16 protein-coding genes are annotated in these 14884 nt (G+C 69.8%); 8 read left to right on the top strand and 8 right to left on the bottom strand.

Annotated elements, in window-relative coordinates:
* The first annotated feature begins 148 nt into the window (after positions 1 to 148).
* Positions 149 to 1015: an alpha/beta fold hydrolase gene (locus AB5J53_RS31650; RefSeq protein WP_369249028.1), complete on the top strand. Its 867-nt coding sequence runs from the start codon at positions 149 to 151 to the stop codon at positions 1013 to 1015.
* A gap of 53 nt (positions 1016 to 1068) precedes the next feature.
* Here AB5J53_RS31650 and AB5J53_RS31645 read toward each other — a convergent pair whose 3' ends face one another.
* A complete protein-coding gene (locus tag AB5J53_RS31645) occupies positions 1069 to 1965 on the bottom strand; it encodes an NYN domain-containing protein (RefSeq protein ID WP_369249027.1) in 897 nt (298 codons plus the stop codon).
* A 226-nt stretch (positions 1966 to 2191) separates the two neighbouring features.
* Between AB5J53_RS31645 and AB5J53_RS31640 the strand changes: the two genes are divergently transcribed.
* Complete coding sequence (locus AB5J53_RS31640; RefSeq protein ID WP_105968294.1) at positions 2192 to 2344, top strand: hypothetical protein; 153 nt, start codon at positions 2192 to 2194, stop codon at positions 2342 to 2344.
* A gap of 119 nt (positions 2345 to 2463) precedes the next feature.
* On the opposite strand, the gene AB5J53_RS31635 is transcribed toward AB5J53_RS31640, so the two are convergent.
* The 3 genes from AB5J53_RS31635 to AB5J53_RS31625 form a co-directional block, all read right to left on the bottom strand.
* Complete coding sequence (locus AB5J53_RS31635) at positions 2464 to 3069, bottom strand: MarC family protein (RefSeq protein WP_369249026.1); 606 nt, start codon at positions 3067 to 3069, stop codon at positions 2464 to 2466.
* A gap of 202 nt (positions 3070 to 3271) precedes the next feature.
* Positions 3272 to 4129: a PHP domain-containing protein gene (locus AB5J53_RS31630; protein WP_369249025.1), complete on the bottom strand. Its 858-nt coding sequence runs from the start codon at positions 4127 to 4129 to the stop codon at positions 3272 to 3274.
* A gap of 159 nt (positions 4130 to 4288) precedes the next feature.
* Entirely contained in the window at positions 4289 to 4930 is a 642-nt protein-coding gene (locus AB5J53_RS31625) for a DUF6758 family protein (protein WP_369249024.1), read from the bottom strand.
* A 184-nt stretch (positions 4931 to 5114) separates the two neighbouring features.
* Between AB5J53_RS31625 and AB5J53_RS31620 the strand changes: the two genes are divergently transcribed.
* A complete protein-coding gene (locus tag AB5J53_RS31620; RefSeq protein ID WP_369249023.1) occupies positions 5115 to 6368 on the top strand; it encodes an MFS transporter in 1254 nt (417 codons plus the stop codon).
* Positions 6369 to 6435: 67 nt separating this feature from the next.
* Here the strand turns inward: AB5J53_RS31620 and AB5J53_RS31615 are convergent, their stop codons facing one another.
* Complete coding sequence (locus AB5J53_RS31615) at positions 6436 to 7020, bottom strand: suppressor of fused domain protein (RefSeq protein WP_369249022.1); 585 nt, start codon at positions 7018 to 7020, stop codon at positions 6436 to 6438.
* Positions 7021 to 7583: 563 nt separating this feature from the next.
* Between AB5J53_RS31615 and AB5J53_RS31610 the strand changes: the two genes are divergently transcribed.
* Together AB5J53_RS31610 and AB5J53_RS31605 are read left to right on the top strand one after the other, a co-directional pair.
* Positions 7584 to 8696, top strand: a complete 1113-nt coding sequence (locus tag AB5J53_RS31610) for a magnesium and cobalt transport protein CorA (RefSeq protein ID WP_369249021.1) — start codon at positions 7584 to 7586, stop codon at positions 8694 to 8696.
* A gap of 25 nt (positions 8697 to 8721) precedes the next feature.
* Entirely contained in the window at positions 8722 to 9264 is a 543-nt protein-coding gene (locus tag AB5J53_RS31605; protein WP_369249020.1) for a hypothetical protein, read from the top strand.
* 9 nt (positions 9265 to 9273) lie between these two features.
* Here AB5J53_RS31605 and AB5J53_RS31600 read toward each other — a convergent pair whose 3' ends face one another.
* The gene (locus AB5J53_RS31600) at positions 9274 to 9981 is read right to left on the bottom strand and encodes a hypothetical protein (protein WP_369249019.1); all 708 of its coding nucleotides are present in this window, start codon (positions 9979 to 9981) and stop codon (positions 9274 to 9276) included.
* A 289-nt stretch (positions 9982 to 10270) separates the two neighbouring features.
* Here AB5J53_RS31600 and AB5J53_RS31595 point away from each other — a divergent pair, with 289 nt between their 5' ends.
* Genes AB5J53_RS31595 through AB5J53_RS31585 form a run of 3 tightly spaced genes read left to right on the top strand, consistent with a single transcriptional unit; the run spans position 10271 to position 13299 of the window.
* The gene (locus AB5J53_RS31595) at positions 10271 to 11548 is read left to right on the top strand and encodes a CBS domain-containing protein (protein WP_369249018.1); all 1278 of its coding nucleotides are present in this window, start codon (positions 10271 to 10273) and stop codon (positions 11546 to 11548) included.
* The gene (locus AB5J53_RS31590; RefSeq protein WP_369249017.1) at positions 11538 to 12122 is read left to right on the top strand and encodes a DUF1003 domain-containing protein; all 585 of its coding nucleotides are present in this window, start codon (positions 11538 to 11540) and stop codon (positions 12120 to 12122) included. The genes AB5J53_RS31595 and AB5J53_RS31590 overlap by 11 nt, the downstream gene beginning before the upstream one ends.
* A gap of 43 nt (positions 12123 to 12165) precedes the next feature.
* On the top strand, positions 12166 to 13299 hold the full coding sequence (locus tag AB5J53_RS31585; RefSeq protein WP_369249016.1) for an Mrp/NBP35 family ATP-binding protein: 1134 nt from the start codon (positions 12166 to 12168) through the stop codon (positions 13297 to 13299).
* Positions 13300 to 13444: 145 nt separating this feature from the next.
* Here the strand turns inward: AB5J53_RS31585 and AB5J53_RS31580 are convergent, their stop codons facing one another.
* Positions 13445 to 14101 carry a hypothetical protein gene (locus AB5J53_RS31580; RefSeq protein WP_369249015.1) on the bottom strand — a complete coding sequence of 219 codons (657 nt, stop codon included), beginning with the start codon at positions 14099 to 14101 and terminating at the stop codon, positions 13445 to 13447.
* A 271-nt stretch (positions 14102 to 14372) separates the two neighbouring features.
* Positions 14373 to 14822 (bottom strand): sec-independent translocase, encoded by a 450-nt coding sequence (locus AB5J53_RS31575; RefSeq protein ID WP_369249014.1) that lies wholly within the window; start codon positions 14820 to 14822, stop codon positions 14373 to 14375.
* Positions 14823 to 14884: the final 62 nt, after the last annotated feature.

Here is a 14884-nt window from a genome sequence, read left to right as displayed (position 1 = left end):
CGCCCCCAGACCCCCCTGGGTTGTTCTTTTGGTGCGGGTGCGTGGGGGCTTGTCGCGCAGTTCCCCGCGCCCCTGACGGGGCGCAAAAACCACCCCCCTGCACCCACCCACGGAGCGCTCCCCAAGTCCGCCCGATAGCCTCGGGGGCATGAGCAGGCCGCCCAGCTTCATCCCGCCCGCCGGAGTCCGTGCCTACCGGCTCCCCACCGCCCGCGGTGAGTTCGCCGTGCTCGATGCCGCACCGCAGGGGCACCCAAAGGGAACCGCCCTCCTGCTGCCGGGGTTCACCGGGAGCAAGGAGGACTTCATCGCGCTGCATGAGCCGTTGGCGCGGGAGGGGTACCGGACGGTCGCCGTGGACGGGCGCGGGCAGTTCGAGACCGAGGGGCCCAAGGACGACGAATCGGCCTATGCGCAGAGCGAGTTGGCGTGGGACGTGCTCGCACAGACCGCCGCCCTCGGCACACCCGTGCACCTCGTGGGGCACTCCCTGGGCGGCCAGATCTCCCGGGCGGCGGTGCTCCTGGACTCCACCCCCTTTCTGTCGCTGACGCTCATGTCCTCGGGCCCCGCCCAGATCTCCGTCTCCCAGCAGCAGCGCGTCAAGCTGCTGCGCGACGCGCTCGCCGTGATGAGCATGGCCGAGGTGTGGGAGGCGATGCGGTCGATGGAGCCGCCCGAGGAGACCGACGCCGGCGGGCTCGACTCGGGGCTCGACGACCTCGCCGACCTGCGGCGCCGCTGGCTGGCCAACAGCCCCGCGCAGCTCATAGCCACGGGCCGCCAGCTGTGCACCGAACCCGATCGCGTCGCCGAACTGGCCGCCGTCCCGCTGCCGAAGCACGTGCTCTCCGGCGCGCTCGACGACACCTGGCCGATCGCCCTGTTGGACGAGATGGCCGTACGGCTCCAGGCCAAGCGCACGGTCGTACCGGGAGCGGAGCACTCCCCCAACACGGACAACCCGCCGGAGACGGCGCGCGCCCTGCTCGAGTTCTGGAACGAGAGTCAGTAGCGAGAATCAGTGGCCCAGAAGCGGTGACGAGCACCGTGACGGCCGCCAGGCAACTAGTACTGCGCCTGCAAGTGCTCCCAGAAGCCGTCCCGGAGCCCGCGGCGCAAGTCCGCCTGTCCGCGCAGGGAGTACTGGAGCAGCCCCTCGGCCTCGACCAGCAGATCCTGGTCGACCGAGCCGGGGAGGTAGGGGTGCCCGGGCAGCAGCTCCGCCAGTGACTCCCGGCCCCGCGCGGCCAGCCACTTCGCGGCGACCTGCGCGCCCACGAAGCGCACGTCCTCGCGGGTGGGACGGCTCGCCGCCGTCGCGTCGTACGACAGAGCCGTGCGCCGTGACACGTACGGCTTGAAGAAGTCGAGGTCGAAGGTCCGCTGGCTGTCGACCTCCCAGAGCAGTGGCTCGGCCTGGTTGCGGCCCTCGGGCGCCTCGATGCCCCACAGGTGGACCCGAGCCCCGTACCCCTGCGCCGCCTCGACCGCCGACACCAGGTCCTCGTCGCCGCCGAGCAGCGCGGCGTCGCTGATGGCGCGGTGCCGGGCGAGGGACTCCAGGTCGGACCTGATGAGTGAATCGACGCCTTTTTGTTGATTGTTGGCGTTGAGGTTGCCCAACCGCACTTTCACGTCGGGGAGTTCGGCGATCGCCTGCTGTTCCGCGGTGTGGATGCGGCGTCGCGCGCCGTCGTACCAGTAGACGCGCAACAGCCTGCTGTCCGCGAAGATCGTGCGGGCCCGGTCGATGAGCGCCTCGATGAGGCCTTCGGTGTCCAGATCGAAGGAGCGGCGGTCCTCCGTCCCGGCGACGAGCCGCCCCGCGGCCGCGTACAGGTATCCGGCGTCGACGAAGATCGCGTGGGTCGAGGGCGTCTTCGCCACCTCGGCGAGCATGCGCTGCAGCAGCTCGTTCGTGCGGTCGATGCGGGCGCCGAGCGCCGCGAGGTCGTCGTTCATCGCCTTCATTGTCCCGGCGGTCACGCTGCGAACACAACTGGCCCCGTTCAGTCTCCGCCATACCGCTTACCAGTCGGTAATTAGGTTCTCGAAAAATTTCCTTAGCGTAGGGAATGTTTGTAACACGCACCCCGTTGACTACGAATGGAAGCGAAGGCACCGACGCCTCGCGCGCCACTCACCAGTAGTTCTCCGCAGGAGGATGACCAGACGAAGGGAGAAGCCCATGCGCTTCGAAATCATGCGACTCGACGACGTCGACGGCACGCCCGTGGACAGCACCGTTGTAGACGCCGCCTCCGTCAACCGGATCGTTCAGCAAGCCGCTGCCATCGGGCAGCGACTGTGGATCCGCCCGGCCGACTCGTCCGCCTCGTAACAGCGCGGACGCACTTTTCGGACTGACACACTTTCGGACTGACGCGTTTTTCAGACTTCAGAGCCCCGCACGGCAAAGGATGCCGTGCGGGGCTCTGCGTGTGCGTGGGGCCGTTCGGCTCAGGCGCTCTGAATCACCTGCATGACGCCGTTGATGATCTGCTGCACCGCGATCGCGGAGAGCATCATGCCCGCGAGCCGGGTCACCAGCACGACACCGCCGTCCTTGATGACGCGGATGATCAGCAGTGAGTAACGCATGACCAGCCACAGCACCACGTGGATGGCGAGGATCGCGGTCCACACCGACACCTGGGTGGCGACCGTGTCGGCCTTCTGCACCGCCAGGATCACGGAGACGATCGCACCCGGGCCGGCGAGCAGCGGCATACCCAGCGGCACGAGGGCGACGTTCACGTCCTTGGTCTGCTGGGGCTCGTCCGTCTTGCCGGTCAGCAGGTCCAGGGCGATCAGCAGGAGCAGCAGCCCGCCCGCGATCATCAGCGCGGGCACGGAGACGTGCAGGTAGTCCAGGATCTGGTGGCCGAGCAGTCCGAACACCGCGATCACGCCACCCGCCACACAGACGGCCTGGAAGGCCATCCGCTTCTGCACCTTGGCGGGGCGCCCGGCGGTCAGCGCGAGGAAGATCGGGGTGATCCCGGGGGGATCCATGATGACGAAGAGGGTGAGGAAGAGGGAGCCGAAGACGGCGACGTCGAACACAGGTGAGGCCTTGCGAGGGTGATGAAAGCAGGACGGCAGCAGGGCAGGAGGCAGTACGTGCCCTGCTGCTACCGCTGTGGGCGATCGTTCCGCGGGGCGATGGGGGTCCCCCCGCTCGAGCGAAGCCGAGAGTGGGGGAGGGTGGGCACAGCCGACAGCGCCGGGTGCCTGAGAACAGAGTCAGAAGTCAGAAGCGTGAGCCTCAGGCCCCGCCGGTACCGGGCACCGGAAACGCCCCGGTAGCCCGCCGAGTGATCTCCCCGTACACCTCGGGGTCGGTCGTGAACTCCCCGAGCACACACGTCTTCCGGCTGCCGTGGTAGTCGGACGACCCCGTGGTGAGCAGCCCCAGCTCGGCCGCGAGCCCGCGCAACCGCGCCCGGGTCGCCGGCTCGTGGTCCATGTGGTCGACCTCGATGCCGTCGAGCCCCGCCGTGGTCAGTTCCGCTATCGCGGACTCCGGCACGGTCCGGCCCCGCTTGGCGGCGGCCGGGTGCGCGAAGACGGCGACGCCGCCCGCGCCCTTGATGAGCCGGATCGCCTCGAACGGGTCGGTCTCGTGCTTGGGGACGTAGGCGCGGCCGCCGTCGGCCAGCCACTCCTCGGTGAAGGCGTCGGAGACGCTGTCCACGACACCCAGCTCGACCAGCGCGGACGCGACGTGCGGCCGCCCCACGGAGCCGTCGCCCGCGATGCGCGCCACCTGCTCCCAGGTGATCGGCACACCGAGCTCCTGGAGCTTGGCGATCATCGCCTGGGCGCGCGGCACGCGGTCGTCCCGCACCAGCTCGCGCTCGGCGAGCAGCGCGGGCTCCTCGGGGTCGAACAGGTAGGCCAGCATGTGCATGCTGATGCCGTCGATGCGGCAGGAGAGCTCGGCGCCGGTGACGAGGGTGAGCCCCTCGGGCAGCGCTGCGATCGCCTCGGCGTATCCGCGGGTGGTGTCGTGGTCGGTCAGCGCGACGACGTCCAGTCCGGCGGCGGCCGCGTTCCGCACCAGCTCGGCCGGGGTGTCCGTGCCGTCGGAAGCGGTGGAGTGGGTGTGCAGATCGATGCGCACGACGTGACTCCAGGCGGTGACGGGACGGGTGGGGACGCTCAAGGATAACGGGAATCCGAGGGTCCCCTGTCACACCCTCTCCTGCGGAGCACCCCCTACGAGATTCCTGTGAGGGGTCTCCGCGTTCCCGTGCGGGCCTCCGCGCCCGGCATCACACGCCTACGGTTCCAGGATCCGCGGCGACAACGCCCCGCACGGCAGCAGATCCATCTCCGCCCCGGCGTCCCGCAGATCCGTCAGCACCAGCTCGTCGTACATCAGCAGGCCCGACTGCTCGGGCCACACCACCGCCCACAGCCACAGTCCGCGCGCCTCTCCCGCGAAGACGGCACGGTCGTCGGGGGTGCTGGAGACATGCCAGAGCGGGGTCGGGCGGCCGGCCGCGAGGACCTTCACCTGGGGCGGTTTCTCGACACTCATGTACGGGCCGGGGTCGGGCCCGTCGATGCCGGCGCACCGCGCGCCGAGGCCGACGCCGAGTTCCTCGGCGACGAGCAGCAGCTCCCCTATGCCGCCGAGCGGGCCGGGGCCCGAGCAGGCGACGGCGGTCGCGCGCCCGCCGCTGCGGTCGTCACCGGCGAACGTCGCACCGGTGAACAGCCACCCGACGGGCAGCGGCCACGGCATCCACACGGGTACCCGTGCGTGGTGCACGACCACGCCGAGGGCCTCGACGCTGGGCGGGATCACGGGCTGCAGTGGATGCACGCTGCCGTGCACATCGCACTGCCAGGAGTCGGCAAAGAGGCCGGGAGCCCTGACCCGGCCACCACACTTCGGGCAACTGGGTTCGCCCCTCATAGGGCCCAACGGTCCTCCCCGTCCCTCGCCGCGTCAAGGACGATCACCCGTCCGGCGTGTGCCTGTCATGGCGGATCACATCCGGAAAAGTAGATGTAGCTTGCATTAATTAGCTCCTCTAACTTATTATGTGTATACGACAACGATCTCGGTCGCACACAGCAGTCGCAGTGAAGGAGCGAGCATGATCAGCAGCACCGGAGGCCCCGCGGAGGGGGACACACTCGACGCGGGTGCGGGCAGCATCCTGCGTCAGCCGAAGGCCGTCTGGGCGACCGCGGGGGCATCCGTCGTCGCGTTCATGGGCATCGGGCTCGTCGACCCGATCCTGCCGTCCATCGCCAAGGGCCTGGACGCCACGCCCAGCCAGGTGTCGCTGCTGTTCACCTCGTACTTCCTGATCACCGCCGTCGCGATGCTGGTGACCGGCTTCGTCTCCAGCCGCATCGGCGGCAAGAAGACCCTGCTGCTCGGCCTCGCGCTCGTCGTGGTCTTCGCGGGCCTCGCGGGCACGTCCGGGTCGGTCGGCGAACTCGTCGCGTTCCGGGCGGGCTGGGGCCTCGGCAACGCCCTGTTCGTGTCCACCGCCCTCGCCGTCATCGTCGGCGCCGCGGCCGGCGGAAGCGCGGCCGCGATCCTGCTGTACGAGTCCGCCCTGGGCCTCGGCATGGCGTGCGGACCCCTGCTCGGCGCGCTGCTCGGTGACGCCAGCTGGCGCTACCCGTTCTTCGGCACCGCGTTCCTGATGGCGGTCGGCTTCCTGTGCATCACGGCGTTCCTGAAGGAGCAGCCGAAGCCCGCGAGGAAGACATCCCTGCTCGACCCGATCAAGGCGCTCGGCCACGGCGGCCTCGCCTCGGCGGCCGTCTCCGCGTTCTTCTACAACTACACGTTCTTCACCGTGCTGGCCTTCACGCCGTTCGTGCTGAACATGACCCCGTACAAGTCCGGCGCGGTGTTCTTCTGCTGGGGCGTCCTGCTCGCCGTCTTCTCGGTCGTCGTGGCGCCGCGCATGCAGCAGCGGTTCGGCTCGCTGAAGGTGCTGGGCGCCTCGCTGGTGCTGCTCGCCGCCGACGTGCTCGTGCTCGGATACGGCGACCACACCACCGCCATCGTCTGCACGATCCTGTCCGGCGCCTTCATCGGAGTGAACAACACGGTCTACACGGAGCTGGCCCTGGGCGTCTCGGACGCGCCGCGCCCGGTGGCGAGCGCCGGCTACAACTTCGTGCGCTGGTTCGCGGCGGCCGCGGCGCCGTACTTCGCGCCGAAGATCGAGGAGTGGAGCGACATCCACATCCCGTTCGTCGTCGCGGCGGTCACCGCGGTGGTCGGCGCCGTCGTCGTCCTCGTACGCCGGAACGCGCTCACGCACGAGGCGGAGGAGCTTCAGCCGAGGCACGCGACCGAGGACAGAGTCACCGTCTTCGCCAACTGACCGACTCCGGCCAGGGTCTGACCGGGGCTCAGGGAGTGAGATGGCCCACTCGGCGCCCGGGACCGGCTCAGTCCAGCGGAACGGACCTGCGCAGCGGATCGCGCAGGTCCGTTCCGCCGTTCAGCCAGCGCTCCTGGAGGGCACCCGCGCCGTGCACGCGCTTCCACGCGGCCTCGTTCGGCGTCATCGGGAGCAGCGGCAGGAAACGTACGGGGTCGGCGGGCGCGTCCAGTTCCAGGTCCTCGATCAGACCGCCGGACTCCGCGACCAGGACGGAGCTGAACGGCGCGCCGGGCCACAGGGGTTCGCCCACGTCGAGCGAGGCGCCCGGCGCCACCACCAACCCCTCGACCTGCGGGGACGCGGCGAGCACGGCGAGCGGGCGGAGCACCTTGTCGGTGTCGGCGCCGCCCGCGCGCACCGACAGGATCAGCTCGGCGCGGGGGCCCTTCACCGGGTCGGCGAGGACCGCCGTGGGGTCCGCCATCGGCTGGGCCGACATGCCGAGCGTCGCGTAGCGGACGATGTCACCCTCGGTGAAGCGCAGCACTTCGATGCGGTCGGTGCCGAGGAAGGTGACAGCGGCCCGCGCGTCGGGTTCGCCCAGCGCAGTGCGCAAACGGGCCTCGACCAGAGGAAGAACATCAGCCATGCGCCGAGCATAGGCCGCGTCAATTCCGCTGGGGCGCACCGGACCCCGCGGTCAACAACGGGCAAAGCGGCGCGTTGACGCTTCAGTGCGCTGATAGTCTTGGCCGCTGGTCGGGGCAGCACGCAGAAGCGTCGCTCTCGAGCTCCGACACACTGAGACTGATCTGACTCCCCCACGGCGGGAGACAGACTCCCCTTCGGGGGATGGATCGTCCCTCACGGGGGACCGACCGGAGGAGGTGGGGCTGCAATGGACCGAAGTCGACCGTGCAGTACCACCCGCTCTTCCGGTCGCTGAGTTCCGTAGCTGGTTCCGCTGGTTTCCCAGCTCTGCTGGCTGCTGCCTCCTGCAAACGTGTGCATACGTGTCAGCGTTGTCCGGTGCACCACGGAAGAGCGCTTCGTTCCCGCCTGATCTGTCTGATCTGAATCAGTAGCGAAGCTGCCACCGCGACGGTGCGGTGCTCCCCGCTTTGTGGACGTGCCAAACATCCGCAGTCAGGACGTCCCCATTCCGGGTAGTTTCAACCGTCGCCGGCCGCCTCCGTTGCGAAGGAGCCTGCCATGTCGATGATCCGTGACCTGCGTGCCGCGGTCCGCCCCCGTCCCTCGCTGCGCAAGGACAGCGGCTCGTACGACACCACCCGCGACCCCGCGACCCCGTCGGCCGTGGTCGACTGCGCCGTCTACCGCGACGGCGCCCGCGTCGAGAGCCGCGAGCCGCTGACGCCGCACGAGGCGATGCGCCAGGTGCACCGTGACGGCGGCTTCGTGTGGATCGGTCTGCACGAGCCGACCGAGGCCGAATTCGCGGGCATCGCCCGGGAATTCGGGCTGCACCCGCTGGCCGTCGAGGACGCCGTCCAGGCCCACCAACGCCCCAAGCTGGAGCGCTACGACGACTCCCTCTTCACCGTCTTCAAGACCATCCACTACGTCGAGCACGACCAACTGACCGCCACCAGCGAGATCGTGGAGACCGGCGAGGTCATGTGCTTCACCGGACGGGACTTCTTCATCACCGTCCGGCACGGCGGGCAGGGCTCGTTGCGGGCGCTGCGGCACCGGCTCCAGGACGACCCGGAGCTGCTCGCCAAGGGCCCCTCCGCCGTGCTGCACGCGATCGCCGACCACGTCGTCGACGGGTACATCGCGGTCGCGGACGCGGTGCAGGACGACATCGACGAGGTCGAGACCGAGGTGTTCTCTCCCGGCCGCAAGGGCACGCCGCGCGGTACGGACGCCGGGCAGATCTACCAACTCAAGCGAGAGGTGCTGGAGTTCAAGCGGGCGGTGTCGCCGCTGCTGCGCCCCATGCAGCTGCTGAGCGAGCGGCCGATGCGGCTGATCGACCCGGACATCCAGAAGTACTTCCGGGACGTCGCCGACCACCTCGCCCGGGTGCAGGAGCAGGTCCTCGGATTCGACGAGCTGCTCAACTCGATCCTCCAGGCCAATCTCGCCCAGGCCTCCGTCGCGCAGAACGAGGACATGCGCAAGATCACGTCCTGGGCCGCGATCATCGCCGTACCGACGATGGTCTGTGGCGTCTACGGCATGAACTTCGAGCACATGCCGGAGCTGCACTGGCGGTACGGCTACCCGGTGGTCATGGGCATCACGGTCGGCCTCTGCCTCTCGATCCACCGCATCCTCAAGCGCAACGGCTGGCTGTGAATCCGGGCTGGATAGTCTTGGCCCCATGACGGAAGAGCTGCTCGACCAGGCCCTCGTCGAGGAGGCCACCAAGAAGTCCGGGCTGATCTGGGTGCGGGGTGGCGGCGAACCGACGCCCCAGGCCCAGGGGCACGAGGTGCCCTCGCGCGCCCTGTGGCACGTGTGGCACGACGGCGCGGCCTGTCTGGTCGGCGACGGGCCCGGCGAGCAGCCGCTGCCGGGCCTGGTCGACGGGGGCGACGCGATCGTCACCGTACGCAGCAAGGACAAGGGCGGACGTCTCGTCTCCTGGTCCGCGAAAGTCGTGGAGCTGACCCCCGCTTCTCCGGAGTGGGAGGCCGCCGTCGCCGAGCTCAAGGGCAAGCGCCTGAACGCCCCCGACGGTGAGGCCATGCCCGCGCGCTGGGCCCGCGAGTGCCGGGTGCTGCGCCTGGAGCCCTCGGGCGGCACCGCCGAGCTGCCCGACGGCTCGCTCGCCGAGCGGCCACTGCCGACGCCGGCGACCACACGCCAGCCGATCCCGGCGGGCCTCCCCCGCCTCCTCCTCAAGAAGCGCAAGCGCCTCTAGGGCCGCCGACTACGACGTGGGCAGCTGCCGCCCGTAGTCCACGGTCTCCTTCTTCGAGGGCTCCTCCAGGGCGAAGTCCTTGCCCCAGTCGGTGAGACGAAGGGTGCCCGCGTTGCCCGCGCGGACCAGCAGGAGGGGGTACGGGGTTCCTTTCAGGGAGACGTCGAGGGAGCCGCCGGAGCCCTTGTCGCCGGTGATGCGGATGGTGCGGATGCCGGACTGCTCGTGGTGGCCGTCCGTGGCGAGCGCGCCGTGCAGGGTGAGCAGACCGTCGAGGAGGACGTCCTTGTCGGTGAAGCCGCTGAACCGCTTGTAGGCGGGGTCGCCGGTCGGCACCTTCACGTACATGCCCTCCAGCTTCTTGGCCGCGGCGGTGTCGGCGGAGGTGTTGTCGCTCTTGCCGTCCTGGTGGGTCCAGAACTCCGCGTCGGCCTTGAGGAAGAGGTGCTCCCCGACCCGCAGCAGCCGGAAGCTCGCCCCCTTCGAGGTGACGGAGCCGGTGCCGCCGTCGGCCTTGAGACGCATGTCGAGGGTGTACGTCGTCCCGTTGCTGACGACGGTTCCGGAGAGCCGTACGGTGGCCGCGGTCTCGGCCGCCTTCTTCGTCTTCGACTGGATGGTGGCGGCGGGCAGCTTGCCCACCCCGTTGGTGCCCGCATCGGGGTCCTCACTACCGCACCCCGTCAGGCCCGTCCCCGTCACGACCAGTGCGCACATCGCGCTCACCAGTGCGGCCCTACGGGTTCGGCCCTGGAGAATTGCAGTCACAGGTGGGGCTGCCTTTCGTGCGGGGGTCCTTGGCGCAGTACGGCAGCGTACCGGTGCCACCGGCGCCCGGCGGAGGCAGTCCGTCCGGACCGCTCACCAGGGCGTATCCGACCGGGACGGGCTAGCCTGAAGCCCACCCGAGCGGACAGAGCGGGACAGAACGCGCGTAGGAGCGCGCGCACGGAGAGTCGTACAGAAACGCCCACATGAGCGCGTACGAGGAGAAGGAGGCGCGGGCATGGCCGCAGGCGCCCCCCGGATCTTCGTCTCGCACCTCGCCGGTGTCGCCGTCTTCGACCCGAACGGCGACCAGGTGGGCCGGGTGCGGGACCTCGTCGCCATGCTGCGCGTCGGACGGCGACCGCCCCGGCTGCTCGGCCTCGTCGTCGAGCTGTCCACGCGGCGGCTCATCTTCCTGCCCATGACCCGGGTGATCGGCATCGAGTCCGGCCAGGTCATCACCACTGGCGTCCTCAACGTACGCCGCTTCGAGCAGCGGCCCACCGAACGGCTCGTCTTCGGCGAACTGCTCGACCGGCGCGTACGCCTCGTCGACAGCGACGAGGAGGTGACCGTGCTCGACGTGGCGATCCAGCATCTGCCGGCCCGCAGGGACTGGGAGATCGACCGGGTCTTCGTGCGCAAGGGACGCAGCGGGGCCTTCCGGCGTACCAAGGGCGAGACGCTGACCGTCGAGTGGTCCGCCGTCACCGGGTTCTCGCTGGAGGAGCACGGACAGGGCGCCGAGAGCCTGCTCGCCACCTTCGAGCAGCTGCGCCCGGCCGACCTCGCCAACGTCCTGCACCATCTGTCTCCGAAGCGGCGCGGGGAGGTGGCCGCCGCGCTGGACGACGACCGGCTCGCCGACGTGCTCGAAGAGCTCCCCGAGGACGATCAGATCGAGATCCTCAGCAAGCTCAAGGAGGAGCGCGCGGCCGACGTCCTGGAGGCGATGGACCCGGACGACGCGGCCGACCTGCTCGGCGAACTGCCCACCGAGGACGTGGAGCGGCTGCTGAAGCTGATGCAGCCGGACGAGGCGGCCGACGTACGGCGGCTGATGGCGTACGAGGAGAAGACCGCCGGCGGGCTCATGACGACCGAGCCGATCGTGCTGCGGCCCGACGCGACGGTCGCCGACGCGCTCGCCCGGGTCCGCAACCCCGACCTCTCCCCCGCGCTCGCCGCCCAGGTGTACGTGTGCCGCCCGCCGGACGAGACGCCGACCGGCAAGTATCTGGGCACGGTGCACTTCCAGCGGCTGCTCCGCGACCCGCCGTACACCCTGGTCAGCGCGCTCGTCGACGACGATCTGCAGACGCTGGACCCGGACGCCGCGCTGCCCATCGTGGCCGGCTTCTTCGCGACGTACGACATGGTCGCGGCGCCCGTCGTCGACGAAAGCGGCTCGCTGCTCGGCGCGGTGACCGTGGACGACGTACTGGACCACATGCTGCCCGAGGACTGGCGCGAGACCGAGTTCCACCTCGAGGAGGAGGAACCCGATGGCGCCTGAACGAGAGACCCGCGAACGCACCGCCTCCGGGGCGACCGCGGCCACCCGGCCGCGCACCCGGCTCGACCAGCCGAAGCAGCCGCGGCGCAGACTGCTGCCCGAGTGGGACCCGGAGGCCTTCGGACGGCTCTCGGAGCGCATCGCGCGCTTCCTCGGCACCGGACGGTTCATCGTCTGGATGACCGTCGTCATCATCCTGTGGGTAGTGTGGAACGTCTCCGCGCCGGGCGGCCTGCGCTTCGACAACTACCCGTTCATCTTCCTGACGCTGATGCTGTCGCTGCAGGCCTCGTACGCGGCCCCGCTCATCCTGCTCGCACAGAACCGCCAGGCCGACCGCGACCGGGTCAACCTCGAACAGGACCGCAAGCAGAACGAGCGGTCCATCGCGGACACCGAGTACCTCACCCGAGAGATCGCCTCACTGCGCGTGGGCCTCGGTGAGGTCGCCACCCGCGACTGGATCCGCTCCGAACTCCAGGACCTGATCAAGGAGCTGGATGAGCACCGGGTCGACGGCCATGTCGTATTCCCGGCGGAACGGTCGCACGGACGTGACGTAGACGACCGGTGACGGGGCTTCGGGGCCCTGGGCCCGTCGCCGTACCATCGTCCTTATGGCTACGGAAGACTCGGTGCGCGAAGCACTGGCGACGGTGAACGACCCCGAGATCCAGCGACCCATCACCGAGCTGGGGATGGTCAAATCGGTGGAGATCGGTGCGGATGGTGCGGTCGCGGTGACCGTCTATCTGACCGTCTCCGGCTGCCCGATGCGCGAGACCATCACGAAGAACGTGACGGAGGCGGTCTCGGCGGTCGAGGGCGTCACGCGCGTCGACGTGACCCTGGACGTGATGAGCGACGAGCAGCGCCGCGAGCTGACGTCCGCGCTGCGTGGCGGGCAGGCCGAGCGTGAGGTCCCCTTCGCCAAGCCCGGCTCGCTGACCCGTGTGTACGCGGTCGCCTCCGGCAAGGGCGGCGTCGGCAAGTCCTCGGTGACGGTGAACCTGGCAGCGGCGATGGCGGCCGACGGCCTCAAGGTCGGTGTCGTCGACGCCGACATCTACGGCCACTCGGTGCCCCGGATGCTCGGCGCGGACGGCCGTCCGACCCAGGTCGAGAACATGATCATGCCGCCGTCCGCGCACGGCGTGAAGGTCATCTCGATCGGCATGTTCACCCCCGGCAACGCACCCGTCGTATGGCGCGGCCCGATGCTGCACCGAGCCCTTCAGCAGTTCCTGGCGGACGTCTTCTGGGGCGACCTGGACGTCCTCCTCCTCGACCTCCCGCCCGGCACGGGCGACATCGCGATCTCGGTGGCCCAGCTGGTCCCGAACGCGGAGATCCTGGTGGTCACCACCCCGCAGCAGGCCGCCGCCGAGGTCGCCGAGCGGGCCGGCTCCATCGCCGTCCAGACCCATCAGAAGATCGTCGGCGTCGTCGAGAACATGTCGGGCCTGCCCTGCCCGCACTGCGGCGAGATGGTCGACGTCTTCGGCACGGGCGGCGGCCAGTCGGTCGCCGACGGCCTGACCCGCACCACCGGCGCGACCGTCCCGGTCCTCGGCTCCATCCCCATCGACGTCCGCCTCCGCGAGGGCGGCGACGAGGGCAAGCCGGTCGTCCTCACGGACCCCGACTCTCCGGCCGGCTCCGCCCTGCGCGCGATCGCGGGCAAGCTGGGCGGCCGCCAGCGGGGCCTGTCCGGGATGTCGCTGGGCATCACCCCGAGGAACAAGTTCTAGGAGCGCCCCGTAAGGGGCGCGGGGAACTGCGCGACCAGCCACGACGGAACCCGCAGTCGGCGAACGATCCGCAGTAATCCAATTCCATACGGGGAAGGGGGCGCCGTCCATCAGGACGGCGCCCCCTTCCCCGTAACCCCGCCGGCTAGGCGTACGCGCCGATGTCCTTGATCATGGCGAACCCCAGCCCGTACGCACTCATCCCCCGTCCGTACGCCCCCACATGCACACCCTCCTGAGTGGACCCCGCAAGCACCCACCCGAACTCGGACTCGCGGTAGTGGAAGGACGTCGGAACCCCGTCCACGGGGAGCGACAGCGAGGACCAGTCCGGTCCCTCGAGGTCGTCCGCGAGGACCCACGCCGTCTCGGTCTGCTGGTCCAGCCAGTCGTCCCGCAAGGTGTGGTCCATCTGCCCGGGCCAGGTGAAGGACAGCAGCCCCACACCGGCCAGCCAGGCCGCGGAGGACACCGAGGTGGCCTCCAACAGGCCCGTACCGTCCGCGCTGCGGCGTACGGGGCTGGCCGCGACGGTGACCACCACCGCGAAGCGCTCCTTGTCCTCGGTCGACTCGGCGCGCACCGTGGGCTCGTCGCCGTGCCCGATCGAACCGTGCTCGACGGCCCCGTCCGCCGAGGTACCCACCTGCATCAGCCAGCGCGGCCCCGTGAAGGCCTCGTCGAGGCCGTACCACGGGAAGGGCGCCAGCAGGTAGCCGTCGACCGTACGCCGGGCGGAGGGGACCTGTTGTCCGCCCTCCGCGGCCGGCGCCTGCGCGCCTACCCGACTTGTCGTCTCCATCTGCCCGGACGCCTCCTCGCTCTCGTCGGACCGGGCGGCCCGCCCCCCTCGGGCGTCCTTATCGGTCCGCACAACAACTGGGCAGCATAGCCACACCACTCCGAGCAGCAGGGAAACCGCCCGGCGCGTGGGTCGCGAACGCACCGGATTCAGGCCGCGCGGCGTCGTTCTGATGTGCGGGTACGCGAGCGGCCGCGCGGATCAGGTGACGTCCGCCACGGCCGAAGGGGGCGTACGGCTCAGCCGGCCTCCGCCGGGTGAGACGTACGACTCAGGTGGCGTCCGCGTCGTAGGGCGGGCGCTCGTCCGGGTCGGGCTTCTCGCGCTTCTTCGTCATGTCGACGGAGCCGCCGGTCGAACCGGAGGAGGACGAAGACGAAGACGACGAGGTGTCGGCGTCGCGGCCGTGGACCGCGTCCGTGACCTCGGCCATCTCCTTCTTCAGGTCGAAGCCGTTGCGGATCTCCTTGAGCCCCAGCTCGTCGTTGTCCAGCTGCTTGCGGATGAACGTCTTGGGGTTGAGGTCCTCGAACTCGAAGTCCTTGAACTCCGGGCCGAGTTCCTCACGGATGTCCGCCTTGGCGCTCTCCGAGAACTCGCGGATCTTGCGAATGGTGCGCGTGACGTCCTGGATCATCTTCGGGAGCTTCTCCGGGCCGAAGACGAGCACGGCGAGGACGACGAGCGTCACCAGCTCGAGCGGTCCTATGTCATTGAACACCTGAAGCTCCTTGCGATGTCCTCGGTCCTCGGCCCTCGGCGGGTCTTCCGTGGTCCGGGCCG

The organism is Streptomyces sp. R41, assembly GCF_041053055.1.
Lineage (GTDB): Bacteria > Actinomycetota > Actinomycetes > Streptomycetales > Streptomycetaceae > Streptomyces.
This window is presented reverse-complemented; position numbering and strand designations above follow the sequence as displayed.